This window comes from Vibrio sp. R78045 (assembly GCF_042466085.1).
Taxonomy (GTDB): Bacteria; Pseudomonadota; Gammaproteobacteria; order Enterobacterales; family Vibrionaceae; genus Vibrio; species Vibrio cyclitrophicus.
On the sequence record NZ_JAXHBS010000018.1, the window covers coordinates 1,002,413 to 1,028,784 of the forward strand.

A 26,372-nucleotide genomic window follows, 5' to 3' on the forward strand; every position below is an offset into this window, starting at 1 on the left:
TGCATCAAGATCGATATTTAGTGCCTAGACTCACACCAAGTGCTAAAATTGTCTTTAGTTAACGAACGCCAACTCAAAGCAACTATCCAAAGGTTGCTTTTTGTTTATCTATATTTCCGTTGTGAAACGCTAAGAGAATATCATGTCACAAGAATCCCAAGCTAAACGCCTTAATAAATACATCAGTGAAACTGGCTTTTGCTCACGCCGCGAAGCCGACAAACTCATTGATGCAGGCCGAGTTACTATTAACGGTAAGATCCCTGAAATGGGTACTAAAGTCTTGCCCGGTGATGATGTTGAGATCGACAATAAACCTGTTCGCTCAAAAGAGAAGCCGATCTACATTGCTCTTAATAAACCAACAGGCATCACCTGCACCACTGAACGTGATATTCCTGGCAACATCGTCGACTTTATCGGCCACCACAAACGTATTTTCCCTATTGGTCGTCTAGATAAACCTTCTGATGGTCTTATCTTCTTAACTAACGATGGCGATATCGTAAACAAAATCCTACGTGCAGGTAACAACCACGAGAAAGAATACGTGGTCCGTGTAGACAAACCAATTACGACTGAGTTTTTGAAGCAAATGGGCGCTGGCGTTCATATTCTCGATACTGTTACCTTGCCATGTAAGGTAGAGAAAGAGACTAAGTTCTCGTTCCGAATCACACTAACGCAAGGCCTTAACCGCCAAATTCGCCGTATGTGTGAAGCTCTGGGTTATGAAGTATTTAAGCTGCGCCGTGTTCGTATTATGAACATCTCACTAGACGGTATTCCTAACGGAAAATGGCGCTACCTGAGCGACGAAGAGATCACTGAAATTTTAGCGATGTGTGAAGGCTCTGTAAGTACTGAAGACGCGTCAAAAATGAACGCTAAGGGCCAACGCATTCGTAAAGCGACAGACGCAAAACTTTTCGACAGCCGTGAAGAAAACCAAACTTCCACAGCGCGCCGCAATCAAAACGAAAATCGTACTCGCACCTATCGTGGTAACAATGCGGACGAATTCCGTCATGCACCTAACTCGAAACGAGGCCGTAATTCATCGAATGGTGAAAGCAGTGGCGGTGGCAATACCGAGAACTGGAAATCAAACTCTCGTTCAGAGCGTTCTAATTCAGATAAAAGCCGTTCGGATCGCAATCGCACAGATCGCGACAATAACGAACGTAGAAGCGGTAAGCCGACAAACCGCAGCCAAGATTCAAACAGACCGAACAAACCAGCTGCTAAACGTGTTGGTGGTACTTTAGGCCTGAAAAAGTAGTCACAACCCTTTCCGGTGGACTGTCGATAAAGAAACGCCCGCTAGATTAGTCTAGCGGGCTTTTTTATTTGTGAGTATGTACGTTTATCGTTATGGAAAGTACAAGCTACAGGCATAGTTCCGCAAACTGGCCACGCGTAAGTAGTACTAAGTCTTTCGGATCTAACTCTATCTCTAATCCTCTCTTCCCTGCACTCACACATATCGTTTCAAAATCGGTAGCGCTGGAATGCACAAAGGTAGGCAATGCTTTTTTCTGACCAAGAGGACTGATTCCTCCCACCACATAACCTGTCGTTTTCTGAGCAATATCAGGATCAGCCATCTCTGCTTTTTTACCTTTCGCCACTTTTGCTGCCAACTTTAGATTTAGCTTCTGGTCGACGGGAATAACGGCAACCGCCAAATTTTTCGCCACTCCATTCAAACAGAACAAGAGCGTTTTGAATACACGTTTGGGATCTTGACCAAGCGCTTCAACGGCTTCTAATCCATAGTTCGTGTTATTCGCATCATGATGATACTGATGCACGGTATGAACAATTTTCTTTTTCTTGGCAAAGTTGATTGCAGGGGTCATAACAAAATCCAAACGATAGATAAACACAAAGCGACGCCGAGGCGTCGCTTTAGTTAAATTTATCATGGTGCTAGAGTCAATCTAATTTAGCACCTATTGACTCATCAACTGGGGTCAATTACTTATAAACCATTTGACCAGAAGGTGCGTACTTGTTCACGTCAACCGGGCTGTTCGCTTCTAGGTACTCTTTTAGTACTTCAGCATCAACAAAACCTGTGTTCACAAAGCCAGGGTGATCAGATAATTTAGGGTAACCATCACCGCCAGCAGCGTTAAAGCTTGGCACTGTGAAGCGGTAAGTTTCGTCTAAACGAAGCTGCTTACCACCGATAAACACATTCGATACTTCACCGTTTTCTACTGTCATTGAGATACCAGCAAACTGAGCGTAAGCACCAGAATCGATTGGTTTAGTTGCCACGACATTTAGGTAATCTAGAACTTCTTTACCCGTCATGTCCGTGTAAGTCAGGATATTTGCAAAAGGTTGTACCTTCAGCACATCTTTGTAAGTGACATTACCTGCTTCAATTGAGTCACGTACGCCACCAGAGTTCATCACAGCAAAGTCTGCTTTTGCACGCTCCATGTGAGAAGTCGCAATCAAACGACCTAGGTTAGTTTGTTGGAAACGCACCACGTTACGATCACCTTCAAGCTTGCCATTTGTCTCTGCAATTTGAACTTCTAGCTGTGCTTGACCTTGCTCTTGGAAAGGACGTAGGAATTCAAGCAACTCTGGATCTTGTGCGATTTCATCTTGAATAAGAACACGTTGCTTCTTACCGTCAATCTTAACTTTCTTCTTAAGGTTAACTGGAACCAGATCGTAGCTCACCATCTCTAGTTCGCCGTTACGGAACTCGTAATCAGCACGGCCTACGTACTTGCCCCACTCATGAGCTTGAACGATGTAAGTACCGTTTTGAACGTCTGGCTTACACTCATCACCCGGCTTGAAGTTTTTCTTCGCAACGTTAGGGCCTTCCATACATACAGGCTCTTGAGAGTGACCACCAACGATCATGTCTAGGTCACCTTCGTTTAGGTAACGAGCAAGTGCTACATCACCCGGAGCGTTAACCCCTCGCTGGCCGTTTTCGTAGTGACCCATGTGAGTCACAGCGAAGATTAAATCTGGCTTTTCTGTTTCTTTAAGTTCCGCGATCAGCTTCTTCGCTTCTTCTTTAGGGTCACGGAAGTCAATGCTCGCGATAAACTCAGGGTTACCGATTTTTGCCGTGTCTTCAGTGGTCAAGCCGATAACCGCAATCTTAATACCTTGCTTTTCAAACATCTCGTAAGCTTGGAACTTGCGTTCGCCTGTTGCTTTATCGTAGATATTTGCAGATAGCATTGGGAAATTAGCCCAGTCGATCTGCTTTTGTAGTACGTCTAATGAGTTATCAAACTCGTGATTACCCAATGCCATTGCATCGTAACCAATTTTATTCATACCTTTGAAATCAGGTTCCGCATCCTGCAAATCTGACTCTGGTACACCAGTGTTGATGTCACCGCCAGATAGAAGCAACACGCTACCGCCTTCAGCTTCAACTTCTGCGCGAAGTTGATCAACTAGCGTTTTACGTGCAGACATGCCGTATTCGCCGTATTTGTTCTGCCAGAAACGACCATGGTTGTCGTTTGTGTGAAGAATCGTTAGCTTGTAAGTTTCGTCTTGGTTCCAATCATGGGTTGATTGAGACGCACACCCAGCTAATGTCGCTAGGATTGCAGCACTGAGTGCTGTCTTTAGAATAAGGCGTTGCTTCATTGTCATACCTTTGAACTTTTTAGGGGAATCCACTGCTTTTTTATGACCTATTGCGACCCTTTCCTAGAGTTCGAACAATAAGACTTCAACATGACTTATATTAAATTAACATTCTGGATGTAACACGACGATTTCATATTTATGTCGAATTGGTCACGCATAGATCAATAGTTAAGTGTAACAAATTTATGAGATTACACTCAAACTTCCCCTGCATCACAGGCAATCGTTTACTTACAAAGTGTGATGCATGTCAGCAATTTACAACTTACAGGACAGACCTCACACTCATGCACTCATTTTTGGAGATATTACACGCTTCATTAACAACTCTTTAAACTAGAACATGACCTCAACGCAGATTCTAGATAAAAAAACGCCCACTTCGAAAAGTGGGCGTTTTTTGTTTCGACTGGTGTTAAATAACTGCCTCAGCTATTTAGCATATCAACGAACGACTTAATTTTAATCAACTACTTGATATCAATATGATCGAAGCCTTTGATAAGGTCATCAAGTGCTTTCATCTGCTTCAAGAACGGCTCTAGTTTATCTAGAGGTAGCGCTGAAGGACCATCACAACGAGCTTGATCTGGGTTAGGATGCGCCTCAAGAAACAGACCAGCAACTCCTGTAGCCAGACCTGCTTTAGCAAGCTCTACAGTTTGCTCACGACGACCACCAGATGCAGCACCTGATGGGTCACGCATTTGAAGCGCGTGAGTCACATCGAATATGATTGGGCTGCCGTTCGACGATTTTTTCATCACGCCAAAACCTAGCATATCAACGACTAGGTTGTCATAGCCCATGCAAGAACCACGTTCACAAAGAATGATATTATCGTTACCGCATTCGGCAAACTTGTCGACAATGTTGCCCACTTGATCTGGGCTCATGAACTGAGGCTTCTTCACATTGATAACCGCGCCAGTCTTAGCCATTGCTTCAACAAGGTCAGTTTGACGAGCAAGGAACGCAGGAAGCTGGATTACATCAACCACATCTGCAACTGGCTGAGCTTGTGCTTCAGTGTGAATATCAGTGATGATCATCACGCCAAAGGTATCTTTCAGCTCTTGGAAGATTTTGAGACCTTCTTCCATACCAGGACCACGGTATGAGTGAACAGAGCTGCGGTTCGCTTTATCAAAAGACGCCTTAAATACATAAGGGATGCCCAGCTTCTCTGTTACTTTCACGTAGTGCTCACAGATCTGCATAGCAAGATCGCGAGATTCAAGAACGTTCATGCCCGCAAATAGCGTAAATGGCTTATCGTTAGCAATTGGCATATCGCCAATGTGAACTATTTTCTGTTCCATCATATTCTCTCTAAATAATAATTAATTAGTGAACGACGACGGTTTTTTCCGTCATGACATTCACTTGAGATTTAAGTAACTCAGATGCAGGGTCATCTGGGCATTGATCAATAAAGTACTGATAATCGGTGGCGGCAATCTGGTGACAATCCAGTTGCTGATAGATGAAACCACGGTCACGGATTTCATATGGATCATCTGGCACAAACGTCAAAGCAAGATCGGTACACTTCAATGCAAGCGTATAACGTTCTTCTCTCAGCAATGCACTTTTCAATAAAGCCAACCACTTACCAATAATGGTTGGGTGGTCTGCGACTTTCAAATGCTCACTTTTAAGCTTAGCCAATGGGCCATCATGGCCAATTAACCATGCTCGTAACGTTTGCTGACCAACATACTCGCCATTGTAAGGATTAATATAGACCGGAGTTTGGCCATACCAACTGACTTTAAGCAGAAACTGAGTCGGAAAAGAGACACCCTCTACAGGGAAGCCTAGCTTGCGACCAAGAAAAAGGAAGATTGCCCCAAGACTGACTGGAATCCCTTTCTTTCTCTCAAGTACTTTATCGATAAACGCGTTTTCCGATGAGAAGTAAGCGTCTTTATCGCCAACGAAGCCCCACTCGTAAAAGAATAATCGAATAAAAGATTCAAACTTCTGTTGCTCGTCGGTTTCATTAACTAATGCAAACTCAGCGTCTTTTAATAATCTTGCGAGCTCTTGCTCTGCCCAACTATCTTGAGTTTCAGGGTCAATGGCCTTATTTAAGATCAATGCACCTTCAGCAAGTTCTAGCTGGTCAAAGTCTTCATCAAAAAATTCGTACATACGTCATTAACCGAAAAATGTTGGAGTCTTTGTCATTGCGATTTTGCCTGCCATTGCTAGCCAGCCTAGAGCTCCAAAGAATGAGAAAACTCTCAATAGCTTGTTCTTACCTAACTTAAGCGCAAAGAAACCTAATGCGATGTAAGCCATTACACAGGTTAGTTTTTCAGTTAACCATGGTGCCGCTGGTGTAAATGGAATAAAGCCAGTAATAAAAATCAAACCAATACCCGATAGCAACAGTAGCGAGTCATTGATATGAGGGAAACGCTGCAAGAAAGGATGCTTAAGCTTCGGTGAGTTAGCCATCATCAGAGCGAAACGGATCGAAAGAAGTAGCGCGCTTATAGCAATCGTTAGTAGGTGAAAATGTTTTAAACCTTCGTACATGGTATTCCTTTATATTTTTATATGTGCTTCATTAACAAGAGCTACACAATACCCGTTAATGCTCTGTATTTCTGCGTTAAATGCATTATCGAGTTAAGCGTATTTTCGAGTTAAAGGTATCAATTTAGCGAGTTAATCATCTATTGCTCACAAATGATTAACAGCAGCCTATGAGCAACCACTATCTATGAACAGTAACGACCCAAGGTCACTCGGTCATTACCACCGTAATCTTTTTCTGTAACAACATCCAAGTAGCCCAGTTGTTGCATTATCTCACGTACCGCCAAGCCTTGGTCGTAACCGTGTTCAAACGCCAACCAGCCTTCATTTTCCAAAAAGCCACGTGCATTTTCAGAAATGTATCGAATATCCGCGAGCCCTTTCTCTTCAGCAACTAACGCAGAGATCGGTTCAAAACGTACATCACCTTGAGATAAATGAGGATCGTTCTTCTCAATGTATGGCGGGTTCGAGACAATCAAAGAAAACTTAACCACTTCTTCTTCAGAGCTAACTGAATTCAAAGGCTCAAACCAACTGCCATGCAAAAAAGTAGCGTTGGTAATGTTGAGACGTTGTGCATTCTCTGTCGCAAGCAGCTGCGCTTCAGGGCGAAGATCAATGCCAGTCACTGGTCGATTTGGCATTTCAGACGCCAATGCTAATGCAATAGCACCTGTACCCGTTCCTAAATCTAGAATCGCACCTTGCTTGCCATACGTTTTATCTAAAGCCACCTCAACCAAACGCTCAGTATCTGGGCGCGGGATTAATGTAGAAGGAGAAACTTTTAATGGCAATGACCAAAACTCACGTTCACCGACAATATAAGCCACAGGCTCACCGATTAAGCGTCGTTTAATAAGAGCATTGAATTCAGATTCTTGCTCTGAGGTGAGGTGCTTCTCAGGCCAAGTAAGGAGGTAAGATCTTGGTTTATCTAAGGCGTGACAAAGCAGTACCGCGGCATCAATAGAGGGTGATGTGCTATCACCCTCTTGAAGCCTTACGATTGCCGCTTTTAAAGCATTTTCAACCGTATATACTGACTGCATACAGGTTAATTGTGCTCTGCAAGTGCAGCAAGCTGATCGGCTTGATGCTCTTGAAGTACAGGATCAAGCAAGCTTTGCATATCACCTTCAAGTACTTCGTTAAGACGGTAGATAGTCAGGTTGATACGGTGATCCGAAACACGACCTTGTGGGTAGTTGTACGTACGAATACGGTCACTACGGTCACCAGAACCTAGTAGGTTACGACGTGTGTCAGAAACAGCTGCCGCACGGCGCTCTTCTTCTGCTTGAACAATACGAGCAGCAAGAACAGCCATCGCTTTCGCTTTGTTTTTATGCTGAGAACGCTCGTCTTGACACTCTACTACTGTACCTGTTGGTAAGTGAGTAATACGGATTGCTGAATCCGTGGTGTTAACGTGCTGACCACCCGCGCCCGATGCACGGAAAGTATCTATCTTAAGATCGCCAGCTTTGATTTCTGGAAGATCGGCCTCTGGGATCTCCGGCATAACAGCAACTGTACACGCCGATGTATGAACGCGACCTTGAGATTCAGTTTCAGGAACACGTTGTACACGGTGACCACCTGACTCAAACTTCATTGTACCGTAAACAGCGTCGCCACTAACCTTAGCGATCATCTCTTTGTAACCGCCTTGTTCAGAAGCGTTGCTGCTCATGATTTCAACGCGCCAACCTTTTTTCTCTGCAAACTTAGAGTACATACGGAACAAGTTGCCCGCGAAGATACCCGCTTCATCACCACCCGCGCCGGCACGGATTTCAAGGAAACAGTTGCGCTCATCGTTTGGATCTTTTGGAATCAGAAGAATTTGTAACTCATCGGTCAAACGTTCAATCGCCGCTTTTGCGTCTTTGATTTCGTCTTGAGCCATCTCGCGCATTTCAGCGTCATCTTCGTTTGCCATCTCTTCAGCAGCTTCTAGATCTTCTTGAGCTTGCTGGTATGACTGGAAGCAAGCCGTCACTTCTTCTAGTTGAGAGTACTCTTTAGAAAGTGCACGGAATTTGTCTTGATTCCCGATTACATCTGGATCACCAAGTAGATGTTGAACTTCTTCATAGCGTTCAACAAGTGTTTCAAGCTTTACTAGAATCGAGGCTTTCATAATGTCTTATTCTGTTGGAGGTCTAATATTATTGAGGGTTTTCTAAGCCCAAACTCTGTCTAATGACCATTAATTTTGCAGGTTCTCCTTGCTCAGCAGCACTTTGAAGTGCACGCGTTGGAGCATGGATCAATTTGTTTGTGAGCTTATTACTTAGCTCAAGTAAAACTTTCTCAGGGTCACCGCCAGCGGCAAGTGATTGTAAACTCTTACTTAATAATTCTTCTCGGATTTCGTTGGCCGATTTACGGTAGTCACGAATACTGTCTACCGCTTGCAATGAACGCATCCAACTCATGAACGCGGCGCTTTCTTCACTGACTATTGCTTCAGCTTGAATTGCTTCAACTTTACGTTGCTCAATATTGCCATCAACAATCGACTGCAGATCATCAACTGAATATAGGTAGGCGTCATTCAATTCACCGACCTGAGATTCAACATCACGAGGAACTGCGATATCAACCAACAACATAGGCTGATGCTTTCTTCTTTTGAGTGCAGTTTCAACCATACCCTTACCAATAATAGGCAGTGGACTTGCAGTTGAGCTAATCACGATATCCGCTCTGTATAGATGATCTGGAATCTCATTCAAGCTGATTACTTCAGCCCCAAACTCTTCTGCTAACCCTAAGGCACGCTCACGAGTTCGGTTAGCCACAATCATCTTAGTACAACCATTAGCAGAAAGGTGCTTAGCCACCAACTCAATGGTTTCACCAGCCCCCACCAATAACACAGTTGAATCAGCAATCGATTCAAAAATGTGCTTGGCTAACGTACAAGCTGCGTAAGCAACAGAAACCGCACTGCCGCCAATTTCAGTTTCAGTTCGGACACGTTTCGCGACAGAGAATGATTTCTGGAACAGTTTCTCCATTGAAGCATCAACAGATCTGTTCTCTCGCGAATCCATATAAGCCTGTTTAACCTGGCCTAAAATTTGTGGCTCGCCTAATACCAGAGAATCCAAACCACAGGCGACGCGCATTAAATGCTTAATCGCTGCTTGCTCTTCATGAATGTAGATACTTGGTTTTAATTCTTCAGGGCTAACTTGATGAAATACAGACAACCAATCGATCAACTTGTTTTTTGCCACGCCTTTGACGTCACAATACACTTCGGTTCGATTACAGGTTGAAAGTATGACACTTCCATTCACGTGTGCATTTGCGTTAAGTTGCTTGAGTGCCTCAGATAATTTATCTGGACCAAAAGCGACTTTTTCTCGCAATTCAACCGACGCTGTATTGTGATTGATACCTACGGCAAGCAAAGACATGTATCAGAAGTTCTCGATCAGGGAATGGAAACAAGGGGCGAATTTTACTTGATGCATGGCGCTATTTAAAGAGCAAGCGGGATTTGTTTTCCTGACTTCGTGAATTCAATGCTATAGTTGAGACGTTTTTTAGATAAATTTGAACAAGTTGTGAGCAAATATGAGCAAGCTTCGTAAAATCACGTCTCTTATTTTTATGACCATAATTATGGTGGGTTGCTCGTCTATCCCAGAACAACCAACCAGTGTCGAGTGGCAAAGCCACCAAAATCGCCTTTTACAGATAGAAAACTATCAAGCCTCAGGCAAGCTCGCTTACATTTCTCCAGAGCAGCGCCAAAGCCTGAATTTCATCTGGAAGCATTCACCAACTCAAAGTCAATTAAGACTCACGACATTTCTCGGTCAAACCGCATTGAATCTCACCATTGACTCAGCTGGCGCAAAAGTGGTCACCTATGATGACCAAGTCTTTACTCATGCGAGCGCTTCAGTTTTAGTTGAGCAGCTGACTGGCTTACAAATCCCTATAGATCATCTACCACAGTGGTTCCTTGGTATTCCTGACCAAGCCGACTCGTATCAACTAAACAGCACTAACACACTTGAATCTCTATCCAAACGAGTAAGCAATCAATTATGGACTCTCAGTTTTGACAACTATCGCAATACAGAGCTTCCAAATGAGCAAGTGCCCGAAGACACAGATGCCATTGCAGAGTTAATTCCTCTGCCAACTCGATTGTCATTCAAGCAAGACGATAGCAAAATCAACATTGTAGTTTCGAAGTGGACTCTGAAAAAATGATTACTACGCCAACGATCTGGCCTTCCCCAGCTAAACTAAATTTATTTCTCTATATCACTGGTCAACGTGACAATGGCTACCACGAACTTCAAACCCTATTCCAATTTGTCGATTTTGGCGATGAACTGACGGTTACTGCAAATGAAGAAACGAGTGCAATCACAATAACACCTGATATTCCGGGTGTTGCGCTTGAGGACAACCTAATTTGGAAAGCCGCAACGGCACTTCAACAATATACCTCAACGTTTTTTGGTGCTGATATCGAACTAAAGAAAGTGCTTCCGATGGGAGGAGGCATTGGTGGTGGCTCTTCTAATGCTGCAACCGTGTTAGTCGCGCTTAACCATTTATGGCAACTCAACCTGTCTGATGATCAACTCGCAGAGATCGGTTTGAAGCTTGGTGCTGACGTCCCTGTATTCGTTAGAGGCCACGCCGCCTTTGCTGAAGGGGTTGGAGAACAATTGTCACCAGCTAATCCGGATGAAAAATGGTATCTAGTCGTCAAACCTCAAGTGAGCATAGCAACTGCAGACATATTCAAACATTCAGAATTAACTCGAAATACGCCAAAGCGAGCGCTAGCAACGCTTCTAGAGCAAGAATACGTAAACGATTGCGAAAAAATTGTGCGAATGCTGTACCCAGAGGTTGATAAGCAACTTTCATGGCTGCTACAATACGCGCCGTCGAGATTGACTGGTACAGGTTCGTGCGTTTTTGCTGAATTTAGCAGCAAAAAAGAGGCCGAATCGGTACGAGAACAACTGCCTGACACAGTTTCCGCGTTTATCGCGAAAGGTCGAAACATTTCACCTTTAAAAGAAACTTTGGCTGAATACCAATCAGCCCACCCACAATCTATTTAAAACTGGACGCAACCCGAGGTTTCCACCGTGCCTGATATGAAGCTATTTGCTGGTAACGCAACACCTGAACTAGCCCAACGTATTGCTGATCGTCTATACATCTCTCTTGGCGATGCTACCGTAGACCGTTTTTCTGATGGCGAAGTCGCTGTTCAAATCAATGAAAACGTTCGTGGTAGCGATGTATTCCTGATTCAATCAACTTGTGCACCAACCAATGACAACCTTATGGAGTTGGTGGTAATGATTGACGCAATGCGCCGTGCTTCTGCTGGCCGTATTACTGCTGTAATCCCTTACTTCGGTTATGCCCGTCAAGATCGTCGTGTACGTTCTGCTCGTGTGCCTATTACTGCAAAAGTTGTTGCAGACTTCCTTTCTAACGTTGGTGTTGACCGCGTTCTTACTATCGACCTACACGCAGAGCAAATCCAAGGCTTCTTCGATGTACCTGTTGATAACATCTTCGGCACTCCAGTTCTTCTAGAAGACATGGCGAACCGTGGCCTAGAAAACCCAGTTGTGGTTTCTCCAGACCTTGGTGGTGTTGTACGTGCTCGTGCTACAGCTAAAGCGCTAGGTGATGTTGATATCGCTATCGTTGATAAGCGTCGTCCACGTGCTAACGTTTCAGAAGTAATGAACCTTATCGGTGACGTTGAAGGCCGTGACTGTGTGATCGTTGATGACATGATCGATACTGGTGGCACACTGTGTAAAGCAGCTGAAGCGCTAAAAGAGCGCGGTGCAAAGCGTGTATTCGCTTACGCAACTCACGCTGTTTTCTCTGGTACTGCTGCGAACAACATCAAGAACTCTGTTCTAGACCAAGTTATCGTAACCGATTCGATCTCTCTATCTCCAGAGATGGCTGCGACTGGTAAAGTGACAACACTTAGCCTTTCTCGCATGCTAGCTGAAGCGATTCGTCGTATCAGCAACGAAGAATCAATCTCAGCGATGTTCAACTAATCAAAGCTCTATAGTTTTTACAAAAGCTTTGTTTTAGTCACTCGTTAGAGAAAGACATTAAGCACTTCATTAAATGAAGTGCTTTTTTTATATCTGGTGTCTGTTATTTATCACAACTGGGAATAATCATGTTGCTATCAGCTAGCTCGCACCTTTTTCATAAATTGTGATATCATACGGCGCTTTTTGAAATCCCAAGAGAGATCCATACCTTGAGCCAACAAATAAAACTTCTCGTTGGACTGGCTAATCCAGGTCCAGAATACGCCAAAACTCGCCACAACGCGGGTGCTTGGGTAGTTGAAGAATTAGCACGTGTACATAACGTGACACTAAAGAACGAACCAAAGTTCTTTGGCCTAACGGGTCGTATAATGGTTCACGGTGAAGATCTTCGTTTGCTGATCCCAACGACTTTCATGAATTTGTCAGGCAAAGCTGTTGCAGCCCTAGCAAAATTCTACCAAATTAAACCAGAAGAGATCATGGTCGCTCACGACGAGTTAGACCTACCTCCTGGTATTGGAAAGTTTAAAAAAGGCGGTGGTCATGGCGGACATAATGGTCTGAAAGACATCATCAGCAAACAGGGGAACAATAAAGAATTCTATCGTCTTAGATTAGGCATTGGCCATCCAGGACACAAAGATAAAGTTGCAGGTTATGTATTAGGTAAAGCTCCAGCGAAAGAGCAAGAGTGTATCGAGGCTGTCGTTGACGAATCGGTTCGCAGCCTAGACATCTTATTAAAAGATGGCCTACCAAAAGCACAAAATCGCTTACATACGTTCAAAGCAGAATAAGGTTTATATCATGGGTTTTAAATGTGGCATCGTTGGTCTACCAAACGTTGGTAAGTCAACTCTGTTTAACGCACTGACTAAAGCAGGCATCGAAGCAGCAAACTTTCCATTTTGTACAATCGAACCAAACACAGGTATCGTTCCGGTTCCAGATCTACGCTTAGATGCATTAGCAAAAATTGTTAATCCACAGAAGATCCTTCCAACGACAATGGAGTTCGTAGATATCGCAGGCCTAGTTGCTGGCGCTTCTAAAGGTGAAGGTCTTGGTAACAAATTCCTAGCTAACATCCGTGAAACTGACGCTATCGGTCACGTTGTACGCTGCTTTGAGAATGAAAACATTGTTCACGTTGCTGGCAAAGTATCTCCAATTGAAGATATAGAAGTGATCAACCTTGAACTTGCACTGGCTGACTTAGACAGCTGTGAACGTGCAATTCAACGTAACGCGAAGAAAGCAAAAGGCGGCGACAAAGACGCTAAATTCGAAATCACTGTACTAGAAAAGCTACTTCCTGTCCTAACTGAAGGTGGCATGGCGCGTACTGTTGAACTAGGCAAAGAAGAAGCGGCAGCAATCGGCTACCTTAACTTCCTGACACTTAAGCCAACAATGTACATCGCAAACGTTGCGGAAGATGGTTTTGAAAATAACCCATACCTAGACGCTGTTCGTGAATACGCTGAAAACGAAAATAATGTAGTTGTTGCTGTTTGTGCGGCAATCGAATCAGAGCTTTCTGAGCTTGACGATGAAGATCGCGAAGAGTTTCTAGCGGATATGGGTATCGAAGAACCAGGTCTTAACCGAGTGATCCGCTCTGGTTACGAACTACTGACTCTTCAAACTTACTTTACAGCTGGCGTTAAAGAAGTTCGCGCTTGGACTATCCCTGTTGGTGCAACTGCGCCACAAGCCGCAGGTAAGATCCACACAGACTTCGAGAAAGGTTTCATCCGTGCTGAAGTAGTTGGGTTTGATCACTTCATCGAATTTAACGGTGAGAGCGGCGCTAAAGATGCAGGTAAATGGCGTCTTGAAGGTAAAGAATACATCGTTAAAGATGGTGACGTGGTTCACTTCCGCTTCAACGTATAATTCAGATTAAACATCTAGAAAAAGGCCAGTGAATTCACTGGCCTTTTTGTTTTTCCCCTTTAGAAATAGTCCTGCACCAGAAACTTAACTTCCTATATATATCGCCTTTTAGACCTGTTTTTTGTCGACAAATACGCCTCTTTGTCTAAAAAGAAACCGAACAGATGTTTATTCGCGATTTATTCAAAAAAAAAGTTGACGGGTTTCGCTCAACTACGCATAATGCGCCCCGTTCACAACGAAGCGGCAACGTATCGAAATGAACGACAATATGGAAATGGCTACTTAGCTCAGTTGGTTAGAGCACATCACTCATAATGATGGGGTCGCAGGTTCAAATCCCGCAGTAGCCACCATTTCCTAAGCACTCTATTTTTATTAAATGTCTGTTTATTAACGACAAGAGTTTTTAGGAAAGTAAAGCGGTCGTGGCGGAATTGGTAGACGCACCAGATTTAGGTTCTGGCGCCGAGAGGTGTGAGAGTTCAAGTCTCTCCGACCGCACCATATTGAGATGTCTTAATTGATATCATTGTTGGGCTATCGCCAAGCGGTAAGGCACTGGCTTTTGATGCCAGCATTCCCTGGTTCGAATCCAGGTAGCCCAGCCACAATTTAAAGTGTAATTATCTTTAAAAAGATAATGGCATTGAAAGCGAGATTATATTATATTACTTCGCTCTCAGATGGCTACTTAGCTCAGTTGGTTAGAGCACATCACTCATAATGATGGGGTCGCAGGTTCAAATCCCGCAGTAGCCACCATTCTTTCTTTATGAAAGAAGACTAAACAACGTTATATTGAATCACCAATGTCGATATAACTATACTCTTCGCTAGAGTAAAAGCTTTGCTGCGGTCGTGGCGGAATTGGTAGACGCACCAGATTTAGGTTCTGGCGCCGAGAGGTGTGAGAGTTCAAGTCTCTCCGACCGCACCATTATTTAGATATCTTAATTGATATCCTGTTGGGCTATCGCCAAGCGGTAAGGCACTGGCTTTTGATGCCAGCATTCCCTGGTTCGAATCCAGGTAGCCCAGCCACTATTTAAACTCTTTGTTTTTACTTCAGTAAGCATTTACTGAAGTAAGTAACCAAGAGCACAACGTTACATCGAATCACCAATGTCGATATAACTATACTCTTCGCTAGAGTAAAAGCTTTGCTGCGGTCGTGGCGGAATTGGTAGACGCACCAGATTTAGGTTCTGGCGCCGAGAGGTGTGAGAGTTCAAGTCTCTCCGACCGCACCATTATTTAGATATCTTAATTGATATCCTGTTGGGCTATCGCCAAGCGGTAAGGCACTGGCTTTTGATGCCAGCATTCCCTGGTTCGAATCCAGGTAGCCCAGCCACTATTTAAACTCTTTGTTTTTACTTCAGTAAGCATTTACTGAATTAAGTAACCAAGAGCACAACGTTACATCGAATCACCAATGTCGATATAACTATAAAGATTTGCTGCGGTCGTGGCGGAATTGGTAGACGCACCAGATTTAGGTTCTGGCGCCGAGAGGTGTGAGAGTTCAAGTCTCTCCGACCGCACCATTATTTAGATATCTTAAATGATATCATTGTTGGGCTATCGCCAAGCGGTAAGGCACTGGCTTTTGATGCCAGCATTCCCTGGTTCGAATCCAGGTAGCCCAGCCATTACAACGTTACTTAGACAAACCATAAGTCTTCTTAACTATACTCTTCGCTAGAGTAAAAGCTTTGCTGCGGTCGTGGCGGAATTGGTAGACGCACCAGATTTAGGTTCTGGCGCCGAGAGGTGTGAGAGTTCAAGTCTCTCCGACCGCACCATTATTTAGATATCTTAATTGATATCCTGTTGGGCTATCGCCAAGCGGTAAGGCACTGGCTTTTGATGCCAGCATTCCCTGGTTCGAATCCAGGTAGCCCAGCCACTATTTAAACTCTTTGTTTTTACTTCAGTAAGCATTTACTGAAGTAAGTAACCAAGAGCACAACGTTACATCGAATCACCAATGTCGATATAACTATACTCTTCGCTAGAGTAAAAGCTTTGCTGCGGTCGTGGCGGAATTGGTAGACGCACCAGATTTAGGTTCTGGCGCCGAGAGGTGTGAGAGTTCAAGTCTCTCCGACCGCACCATTATTTAGATATCTTAATTGATATCCTGTTGGGCTATCGCCAAGCGGTAAGGCACTGGCTTTTGATGCCAGCATTCCCTGGTTCGAATCCAGGTAGCCCAGCCATTACAACGTTACTTAGACAAACCATAAGTCTTCTTAACTATACTCTTCGCTAGAGTAAAAGCTTTGCTGCGGTCGTGGCGGAATTGGTAGACGCACCAGATTTAGGTTCTGGCGCCGAGAGGTGTGAGAGTTCAAGTCTCTCCGACCGCACCATTATTTAATAATGAATCTATTAGATTTATTATGGCTACTTAGCTCAGTTGGTTAGAGCACATCACTCATAATGATGGGGTCGCAGGTTCAAATCCCGCAGTAGCCACCACTTATACAACGTCTTATTGAAGCACCAATATTCGATATGACTATAAAGATTTGCTGCGGTCGTGGCGGAATTGGTAGACGCACCAGATTTAGGTTCTGGCGCCGAGAGGTGTGAGAGTTCAAGTCTCTCCGACCGCACCATTATTTAATAATGAATCTATTAGATTTATTATGGCTACTTAGCTCAGTTGGTTAGAGCACATCACTCATAATGATGGGGTCGCAGGTTCAAATCCCGCAGTAGCCACCACTTATACAACGTCTTATTGAAGCACCAATATTCGATATGACTATAAAGATTTGCTGCGGTCGTGGCGGAATTGGTAGACGCACCAGATTTAGGTTCTGGCGCCGAGAGGTGTGAGAGTTCAAGTCTCTCCGACCGCACCATCATTAAATAGAACCCAGCTTTTTAGCTGGGTTTTGTTTTATCTGGAATATGCAAATCTGCTAGCCAAGTCACCAAGTATTCTCTTCTATAACCTCACTTTTAATACAATTTTATAAGACAATGTCAGCTCCATTTTCTAATTGAGTATGACTAGCCTATGAAAACCCTCCCTTTAACGATCGGTTGCTACACGGATACGCCAAGTAAAAGCCAAGGTGTTTATCAAACTCAGTTAGATCTAGAAACTGGAAAACTATTATCTCTAGAGCTGTTCAGAAAATGCACTAACCCCTCTTTTGTTACTGCAACAAAGACAGGGATCTATACTGCATCTGAAGTTAATCAGCAAAAACAGCCCCAGCTCATTCATATACCTAATGTTGATTCGCAGATAACGTCCAATGCAAGTCCCATCTCAGGAAATCACCCCTGTCACATCGCGATAGATCCACACAATAAGTTTGCTATCACGTCGCAATACTCATCAGGCACATTCGATATCTTTAGCTTGAGTATCAATGGCAGCATCGATAAGCGACTCAAAACAATCAAGATGGTTGGTTCCGGGCCAAACAAAGAGCGACAAACCAGCCCACACGCCCATCAATGTCTGTTCCTACAAAACTCACCACAGTTTGTGACCGTCGATCTCGGCACCGATCGCATCAACTTCTATTGCTTTGATGAAGAACAAGAAGAGTTCCTTGATGAGCCAATGCAGTCTATTAAGGTGCCCGCCGGCAATGGACCTCGTCATTTAATCTTTAACAAAGCTGAAGACAGAGCCTATGTGGTCTGTGAACTCTCTGAAACGTTACTGATTTTGGAAAAGGTTTTAGGCATTTGGAATGTAGTGGAAGAGATTGATGCATTGCCTAATATGGAGAAGGGAGAAGCCGCAGCTGCGATTAAGCTATCCCCTGATGAGCAATTCCTTTATGTGTCATGTCGACACCAATCAAGAATCAGCAACTTCAAAATCGACTCTGAGACTCAAAAACTGAATTTCATTGAAAGCTACGACACTGAAGGTAAATTCCCAAGAGACTTCCATATAACTGACGATGGGAAATGGCTTATCGCCGCCAACCAACACTCCAACAACATCACCTCATTCAAGCGAGATAATGAGGACGGTTCTTTGGTTTATACAGGCTACTCGTTAGAGCTAGATGCGCCTGTTTGTGTGACGCAACAGCGATAGTAATCACCAGATACAAAAAAGGAGAGCATCAGCTCTCCTCTTCTTTTGTAACCAATTAAACTAGCGACTTAAAGACCCAAGGCGTATTTCAATACTTGAGTTTTAATCGGCCCAGAGTTCTCTGCTAGTTTTAGTGCGGCATTACGTACAAACTTAAGCGGACCAATGTCGTTGCTGAATGTCTTGTAGAAAAAATCCATGCCACTCTGCATCATAAGGTTGTCGCCTCTTCTTATCACTTCGTAGCGTCTTGCTACAGACTGATTCAATTCCCCCTTTTCTTTGGTGACATCCAACAATACTGATACATCTTTGAAGCCCAAGTTAACACCCTGCCCAGCCAAAGGGTTGATCGTATGCGCAGAGTCTCCGACTAAAATACAGTTATTCTTCGAGTATGATTGAGCATGACGCCGAGTAAGGGGGAACGAACCAGAGTTGAGGACTTTGATGTCTCCCAATTCCGTAGGGAAATTAACAAGTACTTCATTACGTAACTTTTCAGGGGTCATCGATGATAATTGCTTAATGCGAGATGGGGAGTCATACCAAACCAACGATCCCTGCCCGACTTCTTGACCGTCAGAGATTAAAGAACACAAAGGCAGAAATGAACGAGGGCCACTTGGTAGAAATTGTTGCCAAGTAATATCTTGCTGAGGTTGTTCTGTTTCGACATTGATAAGCATACAGTGTTGTCGATAATCCCAAGCCGTAATGCCAATTCCAGCATGTTGACGAACGACTGAGTTAGCACCATCAGCACCAACCACCCACTTCGCTGATAACTCAGTTCCTGATTGAAGCTTAACGATATTGGTTTCGCCATACTCAATCTCATCCAACTTTTCTGGACATAACAGTTCGAGATTGTCATGGGCATCAAATTGAGACCATAAGCCTAACTGAATCAGTCTGTTCTCGACAATATAGCCTAGACGGGGCAGATCCAGTGATGCAGCATCAAAACGAGTACGACACTCTGGATGTTCCCAAGTTTCCAATCGCTTGTAAGAACAAACGCGCATCGCTGCAATACTTTGCCATGCACCAAGAGCTTCAAGTAAATCGACCGATGCTTGAGAAATCGCCGACACACGAATGTCCATCGCTTGCGACTCATCAAAAGCTTGTGGGGCAAAACCTTCAATCACAGCAACACTCAGCCCTTGTTTCGCAAAGCCGATCGCTGTTGCCGCACCAACCATGCCACCACCAACTACCACAATATCGTAACTGTTCATATTTTGTACTTATCAGTTTGATTCTTTGACTATTTTTGATTGTACTTTTTCATAACTAACTTGTAACCAAAAACCTTATTTGAAAAAAGGGTTATCCCTTATGGTATATGGCGTTAACGATAATAAAAACCACTACAAAAGAGATTTGTTCAGACTACTAGTCAGTCGGTTTTGAAACCAGTACAATACGCCGCTTGCCGCTATAGACCGTCATAAGATTGAATACCGATTTATGACGAACCAGACTAGCGGATGAATAATGGGCGATTTGCTCCCTTAAATTAAACTAACGATCGAGCGAACATATAATGAGTAAGAAACTGCTAATTAAAACTTGGGGCTGTCAGATGAATGAATACGATTCATCAAAAATGGCCGACCTGCTTAACGCTGCAAATGGCTATGAGCTAACTGAAGTACCTGAGGAAGCAGACGTACTACTACTGAATACTTGTTCTATCCGCGAAAAAGCGCAAGAAAAAGTATTCCACCAGCTTGGTCGTTGGAAAACGCTTAAAGATAAAAAAGAAGGTGTAGTGATCGGTGTGGGTGGCTGTGTAGCCACTCAAGAAGGTGACCATATCCGTCAACGCGCTCCCTACGTAGACGTTATCTTTGGCCCACAAACATTACACCGCCTGCCAGAAATGATTAAGTCATCACTGTCTAACGAAAAGCCTGTAATGGACATCTCGTTCCCTGAGATCGAAAAATTTGATAACCTGCCAGAGCCAAAAGCAGACGGTGCAACTGCATTTGTTTCAATTATGGAAGGCTGTTCGAAGTACTGTACTTACTGTGTTGTGCCGTACACACGTGGTGAAGAAGTTAGCCGCCCAATGGATGATGTACTATTCGAAGTTGCTCAACTTGCAGAGCAAGGCGTACGTGAAGTTAACCTACTTGGTCAGAACGTAAACGCGTATCGAGGCCCAACACACGAAGGCGATATCTGTTCATTCGCAGAGCTTCTTCGTCTTGTTGCTTCAATTGATGGTATCGACCGTATTCGCTTCACGACAAGCCACCCACTTGAGTTTGGTGACGACATTATCGAAGTTTACAAAGATACACCTGAACTTGTGAGCTTCTTACACTTACCAGTACAAAGTGGTAGTGATCGTATTCTTACAATGATGAAGCGTCCACATACGGCTATCGAGTACAAGTCTATTATCCGTAAACTGCGTAAAGCTCGTCCTGATATTCAAATTAGTTCAGACTTTATTGTTGGTTTCCCAGGAGAGTCTAAACAAGACTTCCAAGATACGATGAAACTGATTAAAGAAGTTGATTTCGATATGAGCTTCAGCTTTATTTTCTCTCCGCGCCCAGGCACACCAGCAGCAGATTACCCATGTGATGTACCAACACAAGAGAAAAAAGATCGCCTGTGGGAACTGCAACAGACAGTAAACACACAAGCTATGCGCTTTTCCCGCCTAATGCTAGGCACAGAGCAGCGCATCCTTGTTGAAGGTCCATCAAGAAAGAACCTAATGGAACTGCGTGGCCGTACTGAAAACAGTCGTGTTGTGAACTTCGAAGGTTCTGCTGACCTAATCGGCCAGTTCGTAGATGTGAAGATCACCGAGGTGTACACCAACTCACTACGTGGTGAGTTAGTTCGCACAGAAAAAGATATGGGCTTACGCGTTGTAATGACTCCAGCAGAAATGATGGAAAAAACAAAACGCGAAGATGAGCTAGGTGTAGCCACGTTTACGCCATAGGTAATACAACTGTTTGAGCACAAAGCTCAAACACAAAGCTTGAAATTACCTAACTAAGTGACCATCTTAGAAATAGGGAATCACCATCAGAAGCCCGGTCTAAATCGGGCTTCTTGCTCTTTTTTTTTATTTAAGAGAGAATGGTACAAAATGAGAGGCTAATTTGAGCAATAAAATCGTTACCTTAGAGATAAATCTAGAACCAGCAGATAACAAGCGCTTGGCAAGTTTATGCGGACCATTCGACGACAACATAAAGCACCTTGAGCGTCGTCTTGGCGTTGAGATTAACTACCGTAGCAACTTCTTCACTATCGTCGGTAAACCTCACACTACAGCCGCAGCTTTAGACATCATCAAGCACCTCTATGTTGAAACGGCTCCTGTTAAAGGCAACATAATTGATATCGAACCAGAGCAAGTGCATCTAGCGATCGCGGAGTCTGGTATTTTGGAGCAACACGTCGAGTCTGAGATTGACTACGGCAAAGAAGTGACCATTAAGACTAAAAAAGGCGTCATTAAACCTCGTACGCCGAACCAAGCACAATACCTAATGAATATGGTCACTCATGACATCACTTTTGGTATTGGACCTGCTGGTACGGGTAAAACGTACTTAGCTGTTGCGGCTGCGGTTGATGCACTTGAACGTCAAGAAGTTCGCCGAATCCTACTAACTCGCCCAGCCGTCGAAGCAGGTGAGAAGCTTGGTTTCCTTCCTGGAGATCTAAGCCAGAAAGTCGATCCATATTTGCGTCCACTTTACGATGCGCTGTTTGAGATGCTCGGCTTTGAACGAGTTGAGAAATTGATTGAACGTAACGTAATTGAAGTTGCACCACTGGCTTACATGCGTGGTCGTACATTGAATGATGCGTTCATCATTCTTGATGAGAGCCAAAACACTACGGTAGAACAGATGAAAATGTTCTTAACGCGTATCGGCTTTAACTCACGCGCTGTCATCACAGGTGATATCACTCAAATCGATTTACCTCGAGGGGCAAAATCAGGCCTACGCCATGCAACTGAAGTGCTTAGTGAAGTTGATGACATTAGCTTTAACTTCTTCATGTCTGAAGACGTCGTTCGTCATCCTGTCGTTGCTCGTATCGTTAATGCCTACGAGAAGTGGGAAGCCAAAGACCAAAAAGAGCGTAAAGAGTTTGAGGCCCGTAAACGTGAAGAACGAGAAGCCAAACTTCTTGAGGCTCAGCAAGCTGTTACGACACAATTAGCAACACAAAATAGTTCTGTCATTGCAGAGCAAGGTGATAAATAGATGTCTATTGAACTAGACCTGCAATTAGCGGTCGAAAATGAGCAAGGTCTTCCAACCGAACAAGATATTCAGCTTTGGTTAAATAAGACTATTCCTCAGTTTCAAGAGAACGCCGAGTTGACGGTTCGTATCGTAGATACACAAGAAAGCCACCAGCTTAATCATGAATACCGTGGAAAAGATAAGCCAACTAACGTGCTGTCTTTTCCATTCGAGGCTCCTCCAGGGATAGAGTTAGATCTACTTGGCGACCTCATTATCTGTCGCCAAGTCGTCGAAAAAGAAGCAGAAGAGCAAAATAAGCCTCTGTTAGCACACTGGGCTCATATGGTTGTACATGGCAGTCTGCATCTGCTAGGTTATGATCATATCGAAGATGATGAAGCTGAAGAGATGGAGTCACTCGAGACAGAAATCATGCAAACTATGGGGTTTGAAGACCCGTATATTCTAGAAAAGTAAATTGATTCTAGTAAAGTAGGTTGCAGAGAAACAATAACTCATCGAACCTGTGGTTTTCGCAGGAATCTGAGTTGTAACGTGTGCTATCACACTTCTGATAGCGTTATTTTTTGAGAAATCATGAACGAAGGTAACCCCCCCACTTCTGAGGGAAGTAAAAAATCTGAAGGTCCGAGTAGAAAGTCCTTCTTTGAACGCCTAGGCCAACTATTTCAAGGTGAAGTAAAAGATCGCCAAGAGCTCGTAGATGTAATCCGCGACTCAGAAATTAATGACCTAATTGACCACGACACGCGCGACATGCTCGAAGGTGTTATGGAAATTTCAGAGATGCGAGTACGCGATATCATGCTACCTCGCTCTCAAATGGTTACAGTTGAACGCACCGATGATTTAGATACATTGATTGCGCTTATTACTGATGCTCAACACTCTCGCTACCCGGTGATCAGTGAAGATAAAGACCATGTAGAAGGCATTCTATTAGCGAAGGACCTACTTAAGTATTTGGGTTCAGAAAGCGCCCCATTTGACATCGAACAAGTGATCCGCCCTGTTGTAGTTGTACCTGAAAGCAAACGCGTTGATCGCCTGCTCAAGGAATTCCAAGAAGAGCGTTACCACATGTCTATCGTTGTGGATGAATTTGGCGGTGTATCTGGCCTAGTAACCATTGAAGATATCCTCGAAGAAATCGTTGGTGAAATTGAAGACGAGTTCGACGATGAAGAAGAGTTAGACATTCGTAAGCTGAGCAAGCATACCTTCTCTGTTAAAGCTTTAACCACTATTGAAGATTTCAACGATACATTTGGAACCACCTTTAGTGATGATGAAGTGGATACAGTTGGCGGTATGGTGATGACAGCACTCGGTCATCTACCGGTTCGTGGAGAAATTGTAGAAATTGGAAGCTACCATTTCAAAATAACGTCCGCAGATAATCGTCGTGTGATTCAGCTACAGGTAACTATACCTGATGAGCAACCTCTTCCGACTATCGAAGAATAACAACTTCTCTCTAAAGAGATGACAGAAATTAGATGACTAAGACCTTTATTCATCGCCTATTACGGCCGCTTGCGGCCGTTTTTGTTGGCGCTATAACCACCCTTTCATTCGCTCCATATTCCATATGGCCTCTTGCTATTATCAGCCCTGCTTTGTTGCTGCTATTGATCCACAACCGCTCTCCTAAAAGTGCGCTTTGGATTGGCTACGCATGGGGTTTAGGTCAGTTCACAACAGGTATTAGCTGGGTATACGTCAGCATTGATGGTTTTGGCGGCATGCCACTTGCGGCCAACCTGTTTTTGATGGCATTGCTTGTAGGCTATCTAGCCGTATATTCAGGCCTCTTTACCTGGAGTCTAAACAAATTCTTCCCTGCTAATAACCTAAGTCGCTTTTTCCTCGCGGCCCCAGCATTGTGGTTAATCTCTGACTGGTTACGCGGTTGGGTAATGACAGGATTCCCTTGGCTTTGGTTAGGCTACAGCCAAATCGACTCTCCACTAAGTTCATTCGCACCGATTGGTGGTGTCGAGCTTGTGACGCTAGCGATTATTGTGTCAGCTTCTGCACTCGCTTATACGATCATAAATAAAGCGTGGAGTGTCGGCATCATACCTGCAGTTGTCTTAAGTGCAGGTTTCGGTATTCGAAATATCGATTGGGTGACACTAAACCCAGAGAAAACAACCTCGGTAGTATTGATTCAAGGCAACGTAGATCAAGACAGCAAATGGCTGCCAAGTCATCGCTGGCCTACGATGATGAAATACACCGACCTAAGTAGAGAAAACTGGGACGCTGATATCATTATCTGGCCTGAAGCTGCAATTCCTGCGTTTGAAGTAGAGATTCCATCTTTCCTACGTAATTTAGATAGCGCAGCGAAAATGAACAACAGTGCAATTATCACAGGTGTGTTAAATCAATCTGAAGATAAGAAGTACTACAACAGTGTTCTTTCTCTGGGAGTCAATCCATACGGTGAGTACAGCTATGATCCAGACGAACGCTATCATAAACATCATCTTCTACCATTTGGTGAATTTGTGCCGTTTGAGGATATCCTACGCCCGTTAGCACCGTTCTTTAACTTGCCAATGTCATCATTCAGTCGTGGCGATTTCGTTCAGCCAAACATCGTGGCAAATGGTCGTCATCTAGCACCAGCGCTTTGTTATGAGATCATCTTCAATGATCAAGTGAGACAAAACGTAACGGATGAAACTGACTTTATTCTAACGCTCTCTAACGATGCGTGGTTCGGCCGTTCGATTGGACCATTACAACATATGGAAATCGCACAAATGCGTGCTCTGGAGTTGGGGAAGCCGCTGATTCGCTCAACCAACAATGGCGTAACGGCAGTAACGGATCACAAAGGCAAGATCATCAAACAAATACCGCAGTTTGAAACCGCAGTATTGAAAGCTGAGCTAATCTCAACGGATGGTCAAACCCCTTATCACGTGGTCGGTACTTGGCCGCTGTATATCTGGGCGTTACTGAGTTTAGTAGCTGGCTGGTTTATGAGAAGAAAAGACTAGATTCGAGATTCGACGAAAGGTTGTTAAGGGTTGGCTGATTCAGTCAACCCTTTCTTATTGTTACAGCTTAAAATTGAAGACGCTATGGTTCAGTTTTTTACGGCTTAAGTGCCTTGCGGCTAAACCCTTTCGAGCCGCATTTAATACAAGGAATAATCGTTGTAGGGTGATTATATTCGGTTTGATGCCCACATTCATCACATACCAATGTGCCTAACCCTATCACTTCATCTGCTTGATATAATCCTTGATGCTCTAGATCTTGGAACAGCTCAACCCACTCCACCTTAGTACGATCAGTTATGTCCAGTAACCCTTGCCAAATAGAGTCTGTAATCATCAAATAGAATGGGCCATTTTTGCTCTCTTCATAGCTTTCTGAGAACTCTTTCAAGTCCGACTTCACATAAGCTGAGATCAGCGACAGCTCATCTTTGGTCATGTCGTTGGCCGCTTTTGCTAACTTACCTGATGTTTCAATTTTGTTGTTGAGTTCTTCAGGACTATGCTTCAGCGTTTCAATCACCTCTTCGACAACTTCTTCATAAAGTGCTTTTTTCTTCGGCATAAAAAACCTCCTCAAGATTACATACTTTTATCTTAGTTAACGTGTGCAAAGTTAAGCGACGAATCCTTAACAAACAAATGCAATTCGTCCCTTTAAGCATAGCTGTCGTGAGTAATTAGGTGGAATTTACGTAATCAACCATGCAGCAACTGCAAGTATGACGGGTATAACTATTGTTGTACTCAGCTGCTTTAGGTATTCTATGACGATCTGTAAGATTCTGTTCTAACCGAACTCACAAATTCCAAGATA

At 43.8% G+C, this 26,372-nt stretch carries 22 protein-coding genes and 19 tRNA genes; 31 read left to right on the forward strand and 10 right to left on the reverse strand.

The features are described 5' to 3' along the window. Positions 1-142 precede the first annotated feature (142 nt). On the forward strand, positions 143-1,282 hold the full coding sequence (rluF, locus tag SJY39_RS26310; protein WP_010439188.1) for a 23S rRNA pseudouridine(2604) synthase RluF: 1,140 nt from the start codon (positions 143-145) through the stop codon (positions 1,280-1,282). Between the two features lie 106 nt (positions 1,283-1,388). On the opposite strand, the gene ybaK is transcribed toward rluF, so the two are convergent. The 8 genes from ybaK to hemA all read right to left on the reverse strand — a co-directional run bounded on the left by ybaK (position 1,389) and on the right by hemA (position 9,632). After that, positions 1,389-1,862 carry a Cys-tRNA(Pro) deacylase gene (ybaK, locus tag SJY39_RS26315; protein ID WP_016792916.1) on the reverse strand — a complete coding sequence of 158 codons (474 nt, stop codon included), beginning with the start codon at positions 1,860-1,862 and terminating at the stop codon, positions 1,389-1,391. Between the two features lie 118 nt (positions 1,863-1,980). Then, the gene (ushA, locus tag SJY39_RS26320; RefSeq protein ID WP_010439183.1) at positions 1,981-3,642 is read right to left on the reverse strand and encodes a bifunctional UDP-sugar hydrolase/5'-nucleotidase UshA; all 1,662 of its coding nucleotides are present in this window, start codon (positions 3,640-3,642) and stop codon (positions 1,981-1,983) included. Between the two features lie 473 nt (positions 3,643-4,115). Beyond that, positions 4,116-4,970 carry a 3-deoxy-8-phosphooctulonate synthase gene (kdsA, locus tag SJY39_RS26325; RefSeq protein WP_372275580.1) on the reverse strand — a complete coding sequence of 285 codons (855 nt, stop codon included), beginning with the start codon at positions 4,968-4,970 and terminating at the stop codon, positions 4,116-4,118. Positions 4,971-4,992: 22 nt separating this feature from the next. Continuing rightward, the gene (locus SJY39_RS26330) at positions 4,993-5,802 is read right to left on the reverse strand and encodes a SirB1 family protein (RefSeq protein WP_016767031.1); all 810 of its coding nucleotides are present in this window, start codon (positions 5,800-5,802) and stop codon (positions 4,993-4,995) included. 6 nt (positions 5,803-5,808) lie between these two features. Then, on the reverse strand, positions 5,809-6,192 hold the full coding sequence (locus SJY39_RS26335) for a SirB2 family protein (RefSeq protein WP_009848726.1): 384 nt from the start codon (positions 6,190-6,192) through the stop codon (positions 5,809-5,811). Between the two features lie 185 nt (positions 6,193-6,377). Next, positions 6,378-7,250: a peptide chain release factor N(5)-glutamine methyltransferase gene (gene prmC / locus SJY39_RS26340; protein WP_010439175.1), complete on the reverse strand. Its 873-nt coding sequence runs from the start codon at positions 7,248-7,250 to the stop codon at positions 6,378-6,380. 5 nt (positions 7,251-7,255) lie between these two features. Continuing rightward, positions 7,256-8,344, reverse strand: a complete 1,089-nt coding sequence (gene prfA, locus SJY39_RS26345) for a peptide chain release factor 1 (protein ID WP_010439174.1) — start codon at positions 8,342-8,344, stop codon at positions 7,256-7,258. Positions 8,345-8,372: 28 nt separating this feature from the next. Then, a complete protein-coding gene (gene hemA, locus SJY39_RS26350) occupies positions 8,373-9,632 on the reverse strand; it encodes a glutamyl-tRNA reductase (RefSeq protein WP_010439173.1) in 1,260 nt (419 codons plus the stop codon). Positions 9,633-9,792: 160 nt separating this feature from the next. On the opposite strand from hemA, the gene lolB reads away from it, so the two are divergent. The 25 genes from lolB (at position 9,793) to SJY39_RS26475 (ending at position 18,270) form a co-directional block, all read left to right on the forward strand. Then, positions 9,793-10,440, forward strand: coding sequence for a lipoprotein insertase outer membrane protein LolB (gene lolB, locus SJY39_RS26355; protein WP_016767030.1), 648 nt, complete (start codon positions 9,793-9,795; stop codon positions 10,438-10,440). After that, positions 10,437-11,312: a 4-(cytidine 5'-diphospho)-2-C-methyl-D-erythritol kinase gene (gene ispE / locus SJY39_RS26360; protein ID WP_016767029.1), complete on the forward strand. Its 876-nt coding sequence runs from the start codon at positions 10,437-10,439 to the stop codon at positions 11,310-11,312. Before lolB ends, ispE begins: the two co-directional genes overlap by 4 nt. A 27-nt stretch (positions 11,313-11,339) precedes the next feature. After that, positions 11,340-12,284: a ribose-phosphate pyrophosphokinase gene (locus SJY39_RS26365; RefSeq protein WP_004739814.1), complete on the forward strand. Its 945-nt coding sequence runs from the start codon at positions 11,340-11,342 to the stop codon at positions 12,282-12,284. 212 nt (positions 12,285-12,496) lie between these two features. Continuing rightward, entirely contained in the window at positions 12,497-13,087 is a 591-nt protein-coding gene (gene pth, locus SJY39_RS26370) for an aminoacyl-tRNA hydrolase (RefSeq protein WP_010439162.1), read from the forward strand. Between the two features lie 10 nt (positions 13,088-13,097). Beyond that, on the forward strand, positions 13,098-14,189 hold the full coding sequence (gene ychF / locus SJY39_RS26375; RefSeq protein WP_010439159.1) for a redox-regulated ATPase YchF: 1,092 nt from the start codon (positions 13,098-13,100) through the stop codon (positions 14,187-14,189). Between the two features lie 279 nt (positions 14,190-14,468). Beyond that, positions 14,469-14,545 (forward strand) — tRNA-Met (locus SJY39_RS26380). Between the two features lie 66 nt (positions 14,546-14,611). Continuing rightward, a tRNA-Leu gene (locus tag SJY39_RS26385) sits at positions 14,612-14,696 on the forward strand. 29 nt (positions 14,697-14,725) lie between these two features. Continuing rightward, positions 14,726-14,800, forward strand: a tRNA-Gln gene (locus SJY39_RS26390). Positions 14,801-14,877: 77 nt separating this feature from the next. Beyond that, positions 14,878-14,954 (forward strand) — tRNA-Met (locus SJY39_RS26395). A gap of 90 nt (positions 14,955-15,044) precedes the next feature. After that, positions 15,045-15,129: transfer RNA gene (locus SJY39_RS26400), tRNA-Leu, on the forward strand. 29 nt (positions 15,130-15,158) lie between these two features. Further along, positions 15,159-15,233, forward strand: a tRNA-Gln gene (locus tag SJY39_RS26405). A 124-nt stretch (positions 15,234-15,357) separates the two neighbouring features. Next, positions 15,358-15,442 (forward strand) — tRNA-Leu (locus SJY39_RS26410). 29 nt (positions 15,443-15,471) lie between these two features. Further along, positions 15,472-15,546, forward strand: a tRNA-Gln gene (locus SJY39_RS26415). A 108-nt stretch (positions 15,547-15,654) separates the two neighbouring features. After that, positions 15,655-15,739: transfer RNA gene (locus tag SJY39_RS26420), tRNA-Leu, on the forward strand. Positions 15,740-15,769: 30 nt separating this feature from the next. Further along, a tRNA-Gln gene (locus SJY39_RS26425) sits at positions 15,770-15,844 on the forward strand. Positions 15,845-15,912: 68 nt separating this feature from the next. Beyond that, a tRNA-Leu gene (locus tag SJY39_RS26430) sits at positions 15,913-15,997 on the forward strand. A gap of 29 nt (positions 15,998-16,026) precedes the next feature. Next, positions 16,027-16,101, forward strand: a tRNA-Gln gene (locus tag SJY39_RS26435). 124 nt (positions 16,102-16,225) lie between these two features. Beyond that, positions 16,226-16,310: transfer RNA gene (locus SJY39_RS26440), tRNA-Leu, on the forward strand. Positions 16,311-16,339: 29 nt separating this feature from the next. After that, a tRNA-Gln gene (locus tag SJY39_RS26445) sits at positions 16,340-16,414 on the forward strand. A gap of 68 nt (positions 16,415-16,482) precedes the next feature. Continuing rightward, a tRNA-Leu gene (locus SJY39_RS26450) sits at positions 16,483-16,567 on the forward strand. Between the two features lie 32 nt (positions 16,568-16,599). Next, a tRNA-Met gene (locus tag SJY39_RS26455) sits at positions 16,600-16,676 on the forward strand. Between the two features lie 55 nt (positions 16,677-16,731). Beyond that, a tRNA-Leu gene (locus tag SJY39_RS26460) sits at positions 16,732-16,816 on the forward strand. 32 nt (positions 16,817-16,848) lie between these two features. Next, positions 16,849-16,925: transfer RNA gene (locus SJY39_RS26465), tRNA-Met, on the forward strand. Positions 16,926-16,980: 55 nt separating this feature from the next. Further along, positions 16,981-17,065, forward strand: a tRNA-Leu gene (locus SJY39_RS26470). A 158-nt stretch (positions 17,066-17,223) separates the two neighbouring features. Beyond that, positions 17,224-18,270, forward strand: coding sequence for a lactonase family protein (locus SJY39_RS26475; RefSeq protein WP_016793087.1), 1,047 nt, complete (start codon positions 17,224-17,226; stop codon positions 18,268-18,270). Positions 18,271-18,338: 68 nt separating this feature from the next. Here the strand turns inward: SJY39_RS26475 and SJY39_RS26480 are convergent, their stop codons facing one another. Next, complete coding sequence (locus SJY39_RS26480) at positions 18,339-19,514, reverse strand: 2-octaprenyl-3-methyl-6-methoxy-1,4-benzoquinol hydroxylase (protein ID WP_010439139.1); 1,176 nt, start codon at positions 19,512-19,514, stop codon at positions 18,339-18,341. 308 nt (positions 19,515-19,822) lie between these two features. On the opposite strand from SJY39_RS26480, the gene miaB reads away from it, so the two are divergent. From miaB to lnt, 5 genes are all read left to right on the forward strand, one after another. Beyond that, the gene (gene miaB / locus SJY39_RS26485) at positions 19,823-21,247 is read left to right on the forward strand and encodes a tRNA (N6-isopentenyl adenosine(37)-C2)-methylthiotransferase MiaB (protein ID WP_010439137.1); all 1,425 of its coding nucleotides are present in this window, start codon (positions 19,823-19,825) and stop codon (positions 21,245-21,247) included. Positions 21,248-21,410: 163 nt separating this feature from the next. Next, on the forward strand, positions 21,411-22,532 hold the full coding sequence (locus SJY39_RS26490; protein WP_010439135.1) for a PhoH family protein: 1,122 nt from the start codon (positions 21,411-21,413) through the stop codon (positions 22,530-22,532). After that, entirely contained in the window at positions 22,533-22,994 is a 462-nt protein-coding gene (gene ybeY / locus SJY39_RS26495; RefSeq protein ID WP_016768321.1) for an rRNA maturation RNase YbeY, read from the forward strand. 120 nt (positions 22,995-23,114) lie between these two features. After that, complete coding sequence (gene corC, locus SJY39_RS26500; protein ID WP_010439130.1) at positions 23,115-24,005, forward strand: CNNM family magnesium/cobalt transport protein CorC; 891 nt, start codon at positions 23,115-23,117, stop codon at positions 24,003-24,005. Positions 24,006-24,037: 32 nt separating this feature from the next. Further along, complete coding sequence (gene lnt / locus SJY39_RS26505) at positions 24,038-25,552, forward strand: apolipoprotein N-acyltransferase (protein ID WP_016793088.1); 1,515 nt, start codon at positions 24,038-24,040, stop codon at positions 25,550-25,552. Positions 25,553-25,649: 97 nt separating this feature from the next. Here lnt and SJY39_RS26510 read toward each other — a convergent pair whose 3' ends face one another. Next, entirely contained in the window at positions 25,650-26,120 is a 471-nt protein-coding gene (locus tag SJY39_RS26510) for a zinc ribbon-containing protein (protein ID WP_010439124.1), read from the reverse strand. Positions 26,121-26,372: the final 252 nt, after the last annotated feature.